The 15,707-nt window shown below is 58.4% G+C and carries 11 protein-coding genes; 3 read left to right on the plus strand and 8 right to left on the minus strand.

The features are described 5' to 3' along the window. Nucleotides 1-148 precede the first annotated feature (148 nt). The 3 genes from ACA070_RS04045 (at nucleotide 149) to ACA070_RS04055 (ending at nucleotide 3,593) form a co-directional block, all read left to right on the plus strand. On the plus strand, nucleotides 149-1,732 hold the full coding sequence (locus ACA070_RS04045) for a peptide chain release factor 3 (RefSeq protein WP_497450127.1): 1,584 nt from the start codon (nucleotides 149-151) through the stop codon (nucleotides 1,730-1,732). A 219-nt stretch (nucleotides 1,733-1,951) separates the two neighbouring features. Further along, entirely contained in the window at nucleotides 1,952-3,187 is a 1,236-nt protein-coding gene (locus ACA070_RS04050) for an MFS transporter (RefSeq protein ID WP_497450128.1), read from the plus strand. 154 nt (nucleotides 3,188-3,341) lie between these two features. Next, the gene (locus tag ACA070_RS04055; protein ID WP_497450129.1) at nucleotides 3,342-3,593 is read left to right on the plus strand and encodes a hypothetical protein; all 252 of its coding nucleotides are present in this window, start codon (nucleotides 3,342-3,344) and stop codon (nucleotides 3,591-3,593) included. Between the two features lie 115 nt (nucleotides 3,594-3,708). Here ACA070_RS04055 and ACA070_RS04060 read toward each other — a convergent pair whose 3' ends face one another. The 8 genes from ACA070_RS04060 to ACA070_RS04095 all read right to left on the minus strand — a co-directional run bounded on the left by ACA070_RS04060 (nucleotide 3,709) and on the right by ACA070_RS04095 (nucleotide 14,487). Next, nucleotides 3,709-4,689 carry a peptide ABC transporter ATP-binding protein gene (locus ACA070_RS04060; RefSeq protein ID WP_462025482.1) on the minus strand — a complete coding sequence of 327 codons (981 nt, stop codon included), beginning with the start codon at nucleotides 4,687-4,689 and terminating at the stop codon, nucleotides 3,709-3,711. Continuing rightward, nucleotides 4,689-5,657: an ABC transporter ATP-binding protein gene (locus ACA070_RS04065; protein ID WP_497450130.1), complete on the minus strand. Its 969-nt coding sequence runs from the start codon at nucleotides 5,655-5,657 to the stop codon at nucleotides 4,689-4,691. Before ACA070_RS04065 ends, ACA070_RS04060 begins: the two co-directional genes overlap by 1 nt. Before the next feature lie 10 nt (nucleotides 5,658-5,667). Further along, nucleotides 5,668-6,591 (minus strand): ABC transporter permease subunit, encoded by a 924-nt coding sequence (locus ACA070_RS04070; protein WP_497450131.1) that lies wholly within the window; start codon nucleotides 6,589-6,591, stop codon nucleotides 5,668-5,670. A gap of 10 nt (nucleotides 6,592-6,601) precedes the next feature. Next, nucleotides 6,602-7,612, minus strand: coding sequence for an ABC transporter permease subunit (locus tag ACA070_RS04075; protein ID WP_131063110.1), 1,011 nt, complete (start codon nucleotides 7,610-7,612; stop codon nucleotides 6,602-6,604). 74 nt (nucleotides 7,613-7,686) lie between these two features. Continuing rightward, nucleotides 7,687-9,282, minus strand: coding sequence for an ABC transporter substrate-binding protein (locus tag ACA070_RS04080; RefSeq protein ID WP_497450132.1), 1,596 nt, complete (start codon nucleotides 9,280-9,282; stop codon nucleotides 7,687-7,689). Between the two features lie 78 nt (nucleotides 9,283-9,360). Beyond that, entirely contained in the window at nucleotides 9,361-10,779 is a 1,419-nt protein-coding gene (locus ACA070_RS04085) for an OprD family porin (RefSeq protein WP_497450133.1), read from the minus strand. Nucleotides 10,780-10,952: 173 nt separating this feature from the next. After that, the gene (locus tag ACA070_RS04090) at nucleotides 10,953-12,554 is read right to left on the minus strand and encodes an ABC transporter substrate-binding protein (protein ID WP_497450134.1); all 1,602 of its coding nucleotides are present in this window, start codon (nucleotides 12,552-12,554) and stop codon (nucleotides 10,953-10,955) included. 307 nt (nucleotides 12,555-12,861) lie between these two features. Further along, the gene (locus ACA070_RS04095; protein WP_497450135.1) at nucleotides 12,862-14,487 is read right to left on the minus strand and encodes an ABC transporter substrate-binding protein; all 1,626 of its coding nucleotides are present in this window, start codon (nucleotides 14,485-14,487) and stop codon (nucleotides 12,862-12,864) included. Nucleotides 14,488-15,707 lie beyond the last annotated feature (1,220 nt).

Raw genomic sequence — 15,707 nt, forward strand, 5'->3', positions numbered from 1 at the left:
CACCGCATCGTCAGGTTTTACGACGGCTGCGCCCTCGAACGCAGCCTCGCAGGCTCGGCAGCTGCTACACGGGCGAACGGTGGTCTGGAGGACACGTTTTAAGCTATACTCGCCGCCCTTTTTTGAATCACCTGCCAGGCGATTTCCCATGACCAAACAGGCCGCCGAAGTCGCGAAACGCCGCACTTTCGCCATTATTTCCCACCCCGATGCCGGTAAAACCACCATCACCGAGAAGCTCTTGCTGATGGGCAAGGCGATTGCGATTGCTGGCACGGTGAAATCCCGTAAATCCGACCGCCATGCCACGTCCGACTGGATGGAAATGGAAAAACAACGGGGTATTTCCATTACCACGTCGGTCATGCAGTTCCCGTATCGCGATCACATGATCAACCTGCTCGACACCCCGGGCCACGAAGACTTCTCCGAAGATACCTACCGCACCCTGACGGCGGTGGACTCGGCCTTGATGGTCCTCGACGGCGGTAAGGGTGTAGAGCCACGGACCATCGCGTTGATGGACGTCTGCCGTCTGCGTGACACGCCGATCGTCAGCTTCATCAACAAACTCGACCGTGACATCCGCGACCCGATCGAACTGCTCGACGAAATCGAGGCGGTCCTGAAGATCAAGGCAGCGCCGATCACCTGGCCGATCGGCTGCTACCGCGATTTCAAAGGCGTTTATCACCTCGCCGACGACTACATCATCGTGTACACCGCGGGCCACGGCCACGAGCGCACCGATATCAAAATCATCGAGAAGCTCGATTCCGATGAAGCCCGCGCACACTTGGGCGACGAGTACGATCGCTTCGTCGATCAGCTGGAACTGGTGCAGGGCGCCTGTCACGAATTCAATCAACAGGAATTCCTCGACGGCCAACTGACCCCGGTGTTCTTCGGTACTGCCCTGGGCAACTTCGGTGTCGATCACGTGCTCGACGCCGTGGTCAACTGGGCGCCGAAACCGCTGGCCCGTGTCGCCAACGAGCGCACCGTGGAACCGGTTGAAGAGAAATTCGCCGGCTTCGTGTTCAAGATCCAGGCGAACATGGACCCGAAACACCGCGACCGTATCGCCTTCATGCGTATCTGCTCCGGCAAATACGAAAAAGGCATGAAGATGCGCCACGTGCGCACCGGCAAAGACGTGCGGATCGGCGATGCGCTGACCTTCTTCTCCTCCGAGCGTGAGCAACTGGAAGAAGCGTTTGCCGGCGACATCATCGGCCTGCACAACCACGGCACCATCCAGATCGGCGACACCTTCACCGAAGGCGAAGTCCTGGGCTTCACCGGTATCCCGCACTTCGCCCCGGAACTGTTCCGCCGCGTGCGCCTGCGTGACCCGCTGAAATCCAAGCAACTGCGTCAAGGCTTGCAGCAATTGGCGGAAGAGGGCGCGACCCAGGTGTTCTTCCCCGAGCGCAGCAACGACATCATCCTCGGCGCCGTCGGTGTGCTGCAGTTCGATGTGGTCGCCAGCCGCTTGAAAGAGGAATACAAGGTTGAGTGCTCTTACGAGCCGATCACCGTTTATTCCGCGCGCTGGATCGATTGCGACGACAAGAAGAAGCTTGAGGAATTCTCCAACAAGGCTGTGGAAAACCTTGCAGTCGACGGCGGTGGTCACCTGACCTACCTGGCCCCGACGCGAGTTAACCTGGCGTTGATGGAAGAGCGCTGGCCGGACGTGAAATTCCGTGCGACGCGTGAGCATCACTAAGCGCTGAGTGGCTATACCGAAAAACCCCGTTGCGAAAGCCTCGGGGTTTTTTATTGCCTGAAGCCTGATCGTTCCCACGCTTCTGTAGGTTATTTCCCTTGGCCGGGTAGCTCGACTCTGTTTATTCGTCATTGGTGGTTTTACTCGAGACAACCCAGTCGTAGCCATCTACTGTTCGAAAGGCAATTCCCAAATAGCTGCCTTTTAAGGATCAATGGAATGTCGAGTCGGCTGACTCACCTGCTGCGGCTGGACGGCTATTTCTGCACCATGGCCTGGGTGCTGGCGGCGCTGCTTTTCATCAATCGCTTGAGCAGCATGGTCAAGCTGTTCATGGCGCTGTATCTGCGTCAGGAACTGGGGCTGGCCATTGAAACCGTCGGCTGGCTGCTGTCCGCTTATGGCGCCGGGCTGCTGATCGGCTCGATGCTGGGCGGATGGCTGAGCGATCGTGTGCCCACGGCGCGGCTGACCGCTGCGTTGTTTTTTGCCTCGGTGTGGACGCTGGTCTTGCTCGGGCTGACCACGCAGGTGCCGCTGCTGGCAGGTCTGCTTTTGCTCAGCGGGACACTCGACGGGGCGATTCGTACGCTGCATCAGCGGCTGATCATGGAGTACTGCGAGGTGGCGCAGCGCCCTCGCGCGCAGGCCTTGAGCCGTGTCGCCAGAAATCTCGGGATGGCTGCCGCCGGCTTGGCGGGCGGGGTGCTGGCGCAGACCGATTTTCGCTGGGTATTTTTTGTCAGCGCGGCCATGACGCTGCTGGCATTGCTCTGGTTTGTCCGCACGACATGGCACCGACCGGTGCTGATGCCTGACGAAACGCGCGATGCCGGCACAGGCACAGGCGTCCCTTATCGAGATCGACCGTTTCTCTGGTTGCTGGCAGCGGTGATCCTGCTCGGCATGGCGTTCGATTCGATTTACAGCATGCTCGGCAATTACCTGCGGGATTATTACCGGTTGAGCACAGAAGCCATCGGCTGGCAGTTCGGGCTCAATGCGATGCTGATTGTGGTATTGCAAATACCGCTGTCGCACTGGGGCGAACGCTGGGGCGCGCGCCGGCAACTGGTGGCAGGGTGTGTGTTGCTGGCGGTCGGGCTCGGCATGTTGCCGCTCGGTACCGGGTTGTTTTACGCCTGTCTGTCGACGGTGGTCTGGACGCTGGGGGAAGCCCTGTTCATGCCGCCGCTGAATGTACTCGTCATGCAGCATGCGCAAGCCGGAAAAAGCGGCCAGTACTTCGGCCTGTTCTTCATGTGCTGGAGTGCGAGCGCGCTGCTTTCACCGATACTTGGCGGTCAGCTCTATGGCCATTTCGGTGGGCATATAGTCTGGATCGTCAGCGCCGCGCTGGCCTTGTTGTCCACTCCGCTGATTTATCAGGCCACTCGTTTGGCCGCCTCGAAAGGGCTTGATCCACAAAAGCGGCGCGTCACTTCGCTTAGCTGATTCGGTTATGGGGGTTATCAGAAACCAATCTGGCCGCTGACGGCATTTCCGCCCATTCGATAGCGTCCTATCTGGAGAACCCGGCTGAGCGCTACTAGATTTCACACAGCGCCAGTCAGGCACGTGTGTTTCACGCAAAAGGATGGAATCGACCATGAACAGATTTCTACGTGTTTTATTGCTGTTGAAGGTGGTGGTGATGTTGTCACTCGGCAGTTCGGCGGTGTGGGCTGAATGTGAGGATCACGATACTCAGGCGTCGAGCGCAACGGTGGTGCAGGGTGATTTGATGCTTGCCAAGTCCGAGTCAGAGCCGGGTGATCAGGGGCAGGGTGGCAGTGCGGACGATGACGACTCGACTACTGACGATCCCGATGCCGATACCGATGAAAATGAAGGGGCTTAGGTAGCAGGCAAAAGAAAACCCCTTATCCCCCGACTGATACGCAGCCGGGGCAGAAGGGGTTATTGAACAGATCGCAAATCCCTGTGGGAGCGAGCCGGCTCGCTCCCACAGTTTGTTACGCCGCGCCGTCGAGGAATTGCTCGGCGTAGTGGCAAGCCACCTGGCGGCTGTCGAGCAGGCGCAGGGCCGGCTCTTCGGTGCTGCAGCGTTCGGTGGCGTACGGGCAGCGCTTGTGGAAAGCGCAGCCCGACGGCGGGTTCAACGGGTTTGGCAACTCGCCGACGATCTTGATCTTCGGCTTGTTCGGATCCGGGTGAATGGTCGGGGTGGCCGACAGCAACGCCTGGGTGTACGGGTGCAGAGGACGCTCGTAGATGTCGTTCTTCGGGCCCATCTCCACCGGGCGGCCGAGGTACATCACCATCACGTCATCGGCAACGTGTTGCACCACCGCCAGGTTGTGGGAGATGAACACGTAGGCGGTGTTGAACTCTTGCTGCAGATCCATGAACAGGTTCAGCACCTGCGCCTGAATCGACACGTCCAGCGCCGAGGTCGGTTCGTCCGCCACCAGCACTTTCGGTTGCAGCATCATCGCGCGGGCCAGAGCGATCCGCTGGCGCTGACCGCCGGAGAACATGTGCGGATAACGCTGGTAGTGCTCAGGACGCAAACCCACCTGCTTCATCATCGCCTGGACTTTCTCGCGACGTTCCGAGGCGCTCAGATTGGTGTTGATCAGCAATGGCTCGGCCAGTTGATCACCGACTTTCTGCCGTGGGTTCAACGACGCGTACGGGCTCTGGAACACCATCTGCACGTCTTTGCGCAGCTGCTTGCGTTGGGCCTTGTCAGCACCGGTGACTTCCTGCCCGGCGATTTTCAACGAGCCGGAGGACGGCTCTTCGATCAGCGTCAGGGCACGGGCCAGGGTGGATTTGCCGCAGCCCGATTCGCCTACAACGGCGAGGGTCTTGCCGGCTTGCAGTTCGAACGACACACCGTTCAGGGCGCGCACGGTCGCATGGCCCTTGAACAGGCCACGGGACACTTCGTAGTGGCGGGTCAGGTCGCGGGCGGTAAGTACGACGGCCATTACGCCACCTCCTGATTCAGCGGGTAGAAGCAGCGGGCGAGGCTGTTGCTTTTCGGGTCGAGGGTCGGGCGCTGCGCGCGGCAGCTGTCTTGCACATAAGGGCAGCGTGGCGACAGCAGGCAACCCTGCGGACGATCATAGCGACCGGGAACGATGCCCGGCAGCGTGGCCAGGCGCGTGGCACCCAGGCTGTGTTCCGGAATTGCCTTGAGCAGTGCTTCGCTGTACGGGTGCGCCGGGATGTCGAACAGTTGTGGCACCTGACCGACTTCCACCGCTTGACCTGCGTACATCACGCACACGCGCTGGGCAGTTTCGGCCACGACCGCGAGGTCGTGAGTGATCAGCACCAGGCCCATGTTCTGCTCTTTTTGCAACGCCAGCAGCAGGTCCATGATCTGCGCCTGAATCGTTACGTCCAGTGCGGTGGTCGGTTCGTCGGCGATCAGCAGTTTCGGCTCGCCGGCAATCGCCATGGCGATCGCAACACGCTGGCTCATGCCGCCGGAGAGTTGATGCGGGTAAGCGTCCATACGGCTGGCGGCACCCGGGATTTCAACTTTTTCCAGCAGTTCGATGGCGCGCTTGCGGGCTTGCTTGCTGGACATTTTCAGGTGCAGGCGCAGCACTTCTTCGATCTGGAAACCGACGGTGTAGCTCGGGTTCAGCGCGGTCATCGGGTCCTGGAAGACCATGGCCAGGTCTTTGCCGACAATTTGTCGGCGCTGACGGTTGCTGAGCTTGAGCATGTTCTTGCCATCGAAATTCAGCGCGTCAGCAGTGACGATCCCCGGATGCTCGATCAGACCCATCAGCGCCATCATGGTCACGGACTTGCCGGAACCCGACTCGCCAACGATGGCCAGGACTTCGCCCTTGTCCACGGAAATGTCGAGACCGTCGACCACCGGAACGGCGTTTTTGTCGCCGAAGCGAACGTTGAGATTCTTGATTTCTAACAGTGACATTTGAATCTCCTCAGGCGGCGTTCTTGAGTTTCGGGTCCAGCGCATCGCGCAGACCGTCGCCCATCAAGTTGATTGCCAGCACGCTGAGCAAAATGGTCAAACCAGGCAGACTGACGACCCACCAGGCGCGTTCGATGTAGTCGCGAGCCGAAGCCAGCATGGTGCCCCACTCAGGGGTCGGCGGTTGTACGCCAAGGCCGAGGAAGCCCAGTGCCGCGGCATCGAGAATCGCCGAGGAGAAGCTCAAGGTGGCCTGAACGATCAGCGGCGCCATGCAGTTGGGCAGCACGGTGACGAACATCAGGCGTGGCAGATTGGCACCGGCCAGACGCGCGGCGGTCACATAGTCGCGGTTCAATTCGCCCATCACCGCGGCGCGGGTCAGACGAACATAGGACGGCAACGAAACCACGGCGATGGCAATAATGGTGTTGATCAGGCCAGGGCCGAGGATGGCGACAATCGCCACAGCCAGCAGCAGGGACGGCAGGGCCAGCATGATGTCCATCAGACGCATGATGGTAGGGCCGAGCAGTTTCGGGAAGAACCCGGCGAACAGACCCAGAAGGATCCCCGGAATCAGCGACATCACCACCGACGACAAGCCGATCAGCAGCGACAGGCGCGAACCGTTGATCAGCCGCGACAGCAGGTCGCGACCCAGTTCGTCGGTGCCGAGCAGGAACTGGATCTGCCCGCCTTCCAGCCAGGATGGCGGGGTCAGCAGGAAGTCACGGTATTGCTCGCTCGGGTCATGCGGCGCGACCCACGGGGCGAAGATTGCGCAGAAAATCACCAGCAGCATGAACATCAGGCCGGCAACGGCGCCTTTGTTCTTGGAAAATGCTTGCCAGAATTCTTTGTACGGAGACGGGTACAGCAGGCTTTGATCGACTGTTACCGCTTGATTTTGAGTTGAAGCTGGAGTGGTCATGGTCATGATCTCAGCGCTGGTGACGGATGCGTGGGTTGGCGAAACCGTAGAGGATGTCCACCACGAAGTTCACCAGAATCACCAGGCAGGCGATTAACAGGATGCCGTTCTGCACCACGGGATAGTCCCGTGCGCCAATGGCTTCGATCAGCCATTTGCCGATGCCGGGCCACGAGAAGATGGTTTCGGTCAGAACCGCACCCGCCAGCAATGTGCCGACTTGCAGGCCGACCACGGTCAGTACCGGGATCAGCGCGTTGCGCAGGCCGTGCACGAACACCACGCGCGACGGCGACAGGCCTTTGGCGCGGGCGGTACGGATGTAGTCTTCACGCAGCACTTCGAGCATCGAAGAGCGGGTCATCCGCGCGATAACGGCCAGCGGGATGGTGCCGAGCACGATGGCGGGAAGGATCAAGTGATGCAGGGCATCGAAGAACGCACCGACATCATCGGCCAGCAGCGTGTCGATCAGCATGAAGCCGGTCCGCGGCTCGATGTCGTAGAGCAGGTCGATTCGCCCGGACACCGGAGTCCAGCCCAAGGACACCGAGAAGAACATGATCAGGATCAGGCCCCACCAGAAGATCGGCATCGAGTATCCCGCCAGGGAGATGCCCATCACCCCATGGTCGAACAGGGATCCTCGCTTGAGTGCCGCAATCACCCCGGCCAGAAGGCCCAGGATGCCGGCGAACAACAGCGCGGCCATGGACAGTTCCAGGGTCGCGGGGAATAGAGAGCTGAACTCGCTCCAGACGCTTTCACGGGTACGCAGGGATTCGCCAAGGTCGCCGTGGGCCAACTTGCCGATGTAGTCCAGGTATTGGGCATACAGCGGTTTGTTCAGGCCAAGGCGTTCCATTGCCTGAGCGTGCATTTCGGGGTCGACCCGACGTTCGCCCATCATCACTTCCACGGGGTCGCCAGGAATCATGCGAATCAACGCGAAAGTCAGCAAGGTGATGCCGAAGAACGTGGGGATCAATAACCCCAATCGGCGGGCAATAAAACTAAACATCTTGTGGTGTACCTCATCAGCCGGTTAGGCGTGCCTGGTGTCCCTGGAGTCAGGGACACCGGGAGTTTTCTTATCTACTTCACCTGGGTGGTGGCGAAGTTATTAGTGGTGAGAGGGCTAATGTGATAACCCTCTACGTTGTTGCGCATTGCGGTAAACATACGGGTGTGCGCCATGTTGATCCATGGCTGGTCCTGATTGAAAACCTCCTGTGCTTGCTCGTAGAGCGCTGCACGTTCCGCCGGGTTCACTTTAGCCCGTGCCTGGTCAATCAGCGTCTGGAATTTCTCGTTGCACCAGCGCGCGTAGTTTTCGCCGTTCTTGGCTGCTTCGCAACTCAGATTAGGCGTCAGGAAGTTATCCGGGTCGCCGTTATCGCCCGCCCATCCGGCGGAGACCATGTCGTGTTCGCCGTTTTTGGCGCGTTTGAGCATTTCGCCCCATTCCATGACGCGAATGTCGACAGTGATCCCGACTTTGGCCAGGTCAGCCTGCATCATCTGCGCACCGAGCATCGGGTTCGGGTTGGTCGGACCGCCGCCGTTACGGGTGAACAGCGTGAAAACAGTGCCCTCCGGTACGCCCGCTTCCTTGAGCAGGGCGCGAGCCTTGTCCAGATCACGTGGCGGGTTCTTCAGGTCGTGGTTGTAGCCCAGCAGGGTGTCCGGGAACGGATTGACCGCGACCGTTGCGTTGCCTTTGCCAAACAGCGCGTTTACGTACGCAGCCTTGTCGAACGCGATGTCGATGGCCTTACGCACGCGCACATCGCTCATGTATTTGTGCGAGGTATTCATCGCGATGTAGGAAACAGTCATCGCGTTCATCTCATCAACCTTCAGGTTGGCGTCTTTCTTGATGCTCGGGATGTCATCCGGCTTCGGATACAGCGCGATCTGGCACTCGTTGGCCTTGAGCTTTTGCAGGCGCACGTTGTTGTCGGTGGCGATGGCCAGGATCAGTGCATCAGCCGGCGGCTTGCCACGGAAGTACTCCGGGTTGGCCTTGAAACGAACCTGAGCGTCCTTGGCGTAACGCTGGAAAATGAACGGGCCGGTGCCGACCGGTTTGTTGTTCAGGTCGCCGGCCTTATTGGCCTTGAGCAACTGGTCGGCATATTCGGCGGAATAGATCGAGGAGAAGGCCATGGCGACGTCTGCCAGGAACGGCGCTTCGCGACGGGTCAGGGTGAATTTGACGGTGTTGTCGTCAACTTTCTCGACGCTTTTCAGCAGTTCCTTGAAGCCCATGCTTTCAAAGTAAGGGAAGCCCACGCTCGACAGTTTGTGCCATGGGTGGTTCGGGTCCAGCTGACGCTGGAAGCTCCAGACCACGTCGTCGGCGTTCATGTCGCGGGTCGGCTTGAAGTATTCGGTGGTGTGAAACTTGACGCCTTTGCGCAGGTGGAACGTGTAAGTCAGACCGTCCTCGCTGATGTCCCAGGAGTCGGCCAGTGCCGGAATCACTTCAGTGGTGCCGGGCTTGAAGTCCGCCAGACGATTGAAGATGGTTTCGGCCACCGCATCGGCTGTGACTGCAGTCGTGTACTGGACCATATCGAAGCCTTCCGGACTGGCTTCGGTGCAGACCACCAAGGGTTTGGCCGAGACGCCAACAGCGACACTCAGCAACGCGGCTGCAATGGCCGCACGTAGGGGAAGCATTTTCATCAAGAACCCTCTGCAATCGGTTAAAGGACAAAAGCCGAACGGCCGATTCATCACTGAATCAGCCGTTCGGCAGGTGCATTACAAAATGTTGAACGGGATGGTGGTCACGAGACGGAACTCGTTGAGGCTGCCATCCGCCTGGTTTTCGCTGGCACGGTGAGCGGTGTAGGTTGCGCGAACAGTGGTGGCCTTGAGCGGGCCGCTCTGCACGGCGTACGAAGTACCAATGCCGTATTCGTAATGGTGTTCGCCGTCCATCGACTGCACGCCGTCGTAACCGCCGCCGGCATAGTGAGTACCGTCGATGCCCCAGCCGCGAGCCTGGTAGATGTTGAACTTCAGGCCTGGAACGCCGTATTCAGCCATGTTCAGGCCGTAGGCGATCTGGAAGGATTTCTCGTTCGGGCCGTTGAAGTCCGACAGCAGGGAGTTGGCCAGGTAGATGCCGTTGGTTTCGTGCAGGTAGTCGAAGTACTCGTTACCGTTCACTTCCTGGTACGAGAAGGTCAGGCTGTGGGCCTGGTGAGTCAGGCCCAAGGACAGGGAGTAAGTGTCGTTGTCGATTTCGCCCAGCAGTTTTTTGCCTTCGTCGACGGTTTTGTAGTAGTTCAGGCCGGTGGTCAGGCTCAGGATCGAGCTGTCGCCCAACACATGGCTGGCGCCGAAGTAGTACTGGTTCCACAGATCTTCAGCCTGGGTGCCCCACAGGCTGGTGGTCAGGCTGGCAAACGGCTGGTAGGTGATACCGGCGGTGTTGACGTGATCGGCTTCGGCAGTGCCATCGCCGTATTCGGAACGGAACTTGCGCTGGCTCTGTTCGGTACGCGGCGAGTTACGGTCGAAGGTGCCGAGGTCGAAGGACAGGTTTTCCAGCTCTTCGCTGTGCAGGGTCACACCTTCAAAGCTCGAAGGCAGTGGACGGTTACCGATGACATCCACTTGCGGGCTGCTGAAGTTCTGGCGACCGGCCGTCAGTGTGGTGTTGGAGAAGCGTGCCTTGACGTTGGCCAGGCCCAGTTTGCTCCACTGATCAACAGCGTCACCGCCATTTTCAGTCAAAGTACGGTTGTTGCCACGGCCGCCCCGACCTGGCTCAGGAGCACCACCGTTACCGGACGCGAGGTCTTTGCGATCACGGTCCAGAGCAATGGCGTTATAGGCCGCGATTTCGGTGCTGAAACCTACAGTACCCTCGGTGAAGCCCGAGTTGTACTTGATGATCGTGCCTTGCACCCAGTTGATACGACGGTCAGTCGTGCGAGTCTCACCATTTTTACGATAGTTGAGCGTCGCGCCCCGCTTGAACGACTCGTTCGCATACCAGTTACGCGTGGAACCGGTGATCGATTGACCTTCAACAAAGCCGGTGGCTTCGCTTTGGGCGCTTTTCTCTTTCACGGTAACCGGGGTGAATGCCTGGCTTTGGGTTTCTGCGTAAGCCGTGGCGGTTACGCTGCTGATGGCCAGGGCCAATAACGCGGTGCTGCTCAGTTTCATGGGTGAAGCTCCTTACTTTCTTTTTTTTTAATGCCAGTCTTTTTTGGTGATCCGGCTATTTGGTTTAGAACTCGTACAAGGCTTCGCAAACGTTTGCTGTAGGCCGAATGGGCGAATTACGGCAATACGCTTGCGTGAGGGCGCAAGCGCCCCCAGCGTTTCTGGCTAATCGGTTATTGGTCGATACTGACACCCGAGAACACGTTGCGACCGAATGGACTCACCTTGAATCCTTCGATTTTGGCGCTCAACGGCTGGTTAACCGTCGAATGGGCGATAGGCGTGATCGGCACTTGTTGTTTGAGGTAGTGCTGCGCCTGTTTGTAGAGCACGGTGCGCTGGTCGCGGTCGGTGACGACCTTGGCCTGCTTGATGAACTTGTCGTAAGCCGGGTCGCACCACATGGAATAGTTGTTGCCGCCAATGGCATCGCAGCTGTAAAGCGTGCCGAGCCAGTTGTCCGGGTCCCCATTGTCACCGGTCCAGCCGATCAGGCTGACGTCGTGCTCGCCATTCTTGGTGCGTTTGATGTACTCGCCCCATTCGTAGCTGACGATCTTCACTTTGAGACCGATTTTTGCCCAGTCAGCCTGGAGCATTTCGGCCATCAACTTGGCGTTCGGGTTGTAAGGGCGTTGCACGGGCATCGCCCACAAGGTGATTTCGGTGCCTTCTTTCACGCCGGCAGCCTTGAGCAATTCCCTGGCTTTTTCCGGGTTGTAGACCGTGTCCTTGATGGTGTCGTCGTAGGACCACTGGGTCGGCGGCATGGCGTTGACGGCCAGTTGGCCGGCGCCCTGGTAGACGGCGTTGAGAATGCCTTGCTTGTTCACCGCCATGTCCAGCGCTTGACGCACTTCGAGCTGGTCGAACGGTTTGTGCCGGACGTTGTAGGCAATGTAGCCGAGGTTGAAGCCGGGTTTCTCGATGAGCTTGAGTGCCGGGTCGTTCTTCAGCGCTGGTACGTCGGCGGGGCGCGGGCTCAGGGTAATCTGGCACTCATTGGCCTTGAGCTTCTGTACGCGCACCGAAGCGTCGGTGTTGATCGAGAAGATCAGGTTGTCGAGCTTGACCCGGCTCGGGTCCCAGTACTGCTTGTTGCCGGTGTAGCGGATGTTGGAATCTTTCTGGTAGCTCTTGAACGCGAACGGGCCAGTGCCGATCGGCTTCTGGTTGATGTCGCTCGGCTTGCCCTCGGCCAGCAGTTTGTCGGCGTATTCGGCGGACAGAATGGCGGCGAAGCTCATGGCGATGTTCTGGATGAACGCGGCGTCGACGCTGTTGAGCGTCATGACCACGGTCAGCGGCCCGGTCTTCTCGACCTTGGCGATGTTCTTGTTCAGGCTCATCCCGTTGAAATACGGGAACTCGGTCGGATAAGCCTTACGGAAAGGTTGCTGCGGATCGAGCATGCGATTGAACGTGAACAGCACGTCATCGGCGTTGAAATCGCGGGTCGGTGTGAAGTACTTGGTTGTGTGAAACTTCACCCCTTCGCGCAGGTGAAAGGTGTACTTGAGGCCGTCCTCGGAAATATCCCAGCTCGTTGCCAGGCCCGGTACGACGTTGGTGGCGCCTTTTTCAAACTCTGCCAATCGGTTGTACAACGGCTCGGCGGCATCGTTGTCGGTCGATGTCGTGTATTGCGCAGTATCGAAGCCAGCCGGGCTGCCTTCGGAGCAGAACACCAGGCTGTTATTGGCGGCCTGGCTCATGGAAGTGGCGGCCAGCAGGCCGGTGCCCAGCAATGCGGATAAAACCAAGGTATGGCGCATGACGCTCCCTTTTCTCGTTCGCTAAGTGTTTTCAATGAGCCGCTGTCCCGTCCGGGGACGTGGAGGCATCACTGAGTTCAAACCATTGCATGCAGCAAAACCGAGAACCCACGCATACACTGGTCAGATCCCGACGGTATGAGCCGTGGGTCTGGCAGTAAATGCGTAGAGTCCGAAAGACTTGTGGGAAAAGGCAACGCATCCGACACCACGGCGGTCATCCGCGACGGAATTGGATGTAGGCGGTTTCCTACTTTCTCGGCAGATAAAGCAACGGCGACGTTAAAAACGTCGCCGTTGCAAAACCTTATTTGCTGACGCTGACGCCGTAGAAGGAGTTCAAGCCAAACGGGCTGATCTTGAAGTCTTCAACGTTGTTGCGCATGGGTTGGAACACCGTCGAGTGAGCGATAGGTGTCATTGGAACTGCGTCTTTGAGGACGTGTTGCGCCTGTTGGTACAGTTCGGTGCGCTTGCCCTGATCGGTCGTGCGCTTGGCTTCTTTGACGAGACCGTCGAACTTCTTGTCGCACCACTTGGAGAAGTTGTTGCCGCTCAGCGAGTCGCAGCCGAACAGTACGTTGAGCCAGTTGTCCGGATCACCATTGTCACCGCTCCAGCCAATGATCATGGCCTGGTTCTCACCGCCCTTGGAGCGCTTGATGTACTCGCCCCATTCGTAGCTGGTGATCTTGACGTTCAGGCCGATCTTCTTCCAGTCGGACTGCAGCATCTCAGCCATCAGTTTGGCGTTCGGGTTGTACGGGCGCTGTACCGGCATTGCCCACAGAACGATCTCGGTACCTTCCTTGACGCCAGCTTCCTTGAGCAGCTCCTTGGCTTTCTCAGGGTTGTACGGCGCATCCTTGATCGTGGTGTCGTAAGACCACTGGGTTGGTGGCATGGCGTTGACGGCCAGTTGGCCAGCGCCCTGATACACCGATTTGATGATCTCTGGCTTGTTGACTGCCATGTCCATCGCTTGACGGACTTTAAGGTTAGCCAGCGGGTTCGGCTCGTTGCTGCCCTTGACCTTGTCCATCACGTTATAAGCGATGTAACCCAGGTTGAAACCGGCCTGATCAGGCATCTTCAGGGTTTTGTCGGCCTTGAGCGCTGCCAGGTCGGCCGGGCGCGGGAACAGAGTGACTTGGCACTCGTTCTTCTTCAGCTTCTGGATACGCACGGACGGGTCGGTGGTGATGGCGAAGATCAGGTTATCGATCTTGACGTCTTCAGGCTTCCAGTAGTCCTTGTTCCCGGTGTAGCGGATGTTGGAGTCTTTCTGGTAGCTCTTGAACACGAACGGGCCAGTGCCGATCGGCTTTTGGTTGATGTCGGCGGCTTTGCCTTCTTTCAGCAGCTGGGCGGCGTACTCGGCGGACTGGACCGACGCGAAGCTCATGGCCATGTTCTGGATGAACGCGGCATCAACTTCCTTAAGGGTGAACTTGACGGTGTGGTCGTCGACTTTATCGATCTTGGTGATGTTGGTGTCCATCGCCATGTCGGTGAAGTACGGGAATTCGGTTGGGTACGCCTTACGGAACGGATCATCCTTGTTAATCATGCGATTAAAGGTGAACAGCACGTCGTCGGCGTTGAACTCACGAGTCGGCTTGAAGTACGGGGTGGTGTGGAACTTGACGCCTTCACGCAGGTGAAAGGTATAAGTCAGGCCATCGTCGGAGATGTCCCATTTGGTCGCCAGACCAGGAATCACAGCGGTGCCGCCGCGCTCGAACTGGGTCAGGCGGTTGAACATGGTTTCTGCAGAGGCGTCGAAGTCGGTTCCGGTGGTGTACTGACCAGGATCAAAACCGGCCGGGCTCCCTTCGGAGCAGAACACCAGGTTAGTCGCCGCTTGGGCGAAAGGTGCGGAGGCTAACAAGCCTGCGCCGACTAAAAACGGAATGACCGCGTGTTTAAGCATGTTGGCCTCATGATTTGTTGTCATTTTTGGAATTAGAGGACGACCTCGTGAGCCGTGCCTGCGGATACTTATGCAGGGGCCATACCCAATGCAAGATCTTGAACGACCATAGGCGTTAAACGGTGGCACGAACGTACCTTAATGTCGCATATGTATAAATTCATGCGCATTTGACCGTTTGCGCAGGGTTTTTTCGGTGCAACCGGCGCACCGCTGCGGGGCAATCGGCGCGACTTTCGCACCCGGTTGGAGCGCGGTGTTACTTATTTATACCCATCATTGAGGCGTGCGGATGGGGAGGGCGGGCGTGAATGAGATTGAGTTCCAGTTTGGTGGGTAGGTGGTTGTTGTTTAAAGGGTTGTTGTGTCTGTAGGGGCAGATTGTTTCGTTACTGTTTGGCAGTGGACATCTGTGGGGGGGCTTTTGGATTTTGGGATTTGCTGGGGGTTGCGGTGGCGTGTTGGTAGTACCAGGGGTGCAACCCTCTGCTCCTTGCGGTAGCGCTTTTGGTTTTTCCAGATGTTGAACGTCTGATCAATGAATATTTTCTGACGTATGTACAGTGGTCAAATGTTGGGCGCGAGACTGGAAGTCGATCATTTACTTTCAGGTATACCCAGTCCAATTGTGGGAGTGAGCCTGCTCGCGATGGCGGCCTGATAGCCGACCATGTTCTTTCAGGTGTACATATCCATTCCTGCGGTAACGGCCACTTATGGTTTCGCTCTTACAGCGACTCCCTTTGGCAAACGCCCCAAAGGAAGCAAAGGTCTTCGCCCCAGCGTCCGGCCCCTCGCCTAGGCTCGGTGTACCTTCGCTACGGCATTCATCTGGGGGCATCGCCTCCGGTCGGCTTCGCTTCGACCTCCTCTCGATGTGTGCGGCTTCGCCGCACGGCGCTTCGCGCCTACCCCCCAGATGAACGCCTCCACTCAGCCTCCCGACGGGGCGGGCAAATCAAAATCAAAAGCCAGATCAAGAGCTGCAGGCGAGCTAACGCTCGGCCTATTGAGTGGTGAGAAGCGGAAGCGTACACCGATCCATTGTGGGAGTGAGCCTGCTCGCGATGGCGGCCTGATAGCCGACAAAACTCTTTCTGCTGCCCCCGATTGATCGTTCCCTTGCTCCGCGAGGGAATGCCGCCCGGGACGCTCCGCGTTCCATTTTTGTGTTGAAACATGTGTAAAAAACACGGCGCTTTCCCACGCGTTTTTCAGGT

The sequence above is a fragment of the Pseudomonas sp. LBUM1678 genome (assembly GCF_059695575.1).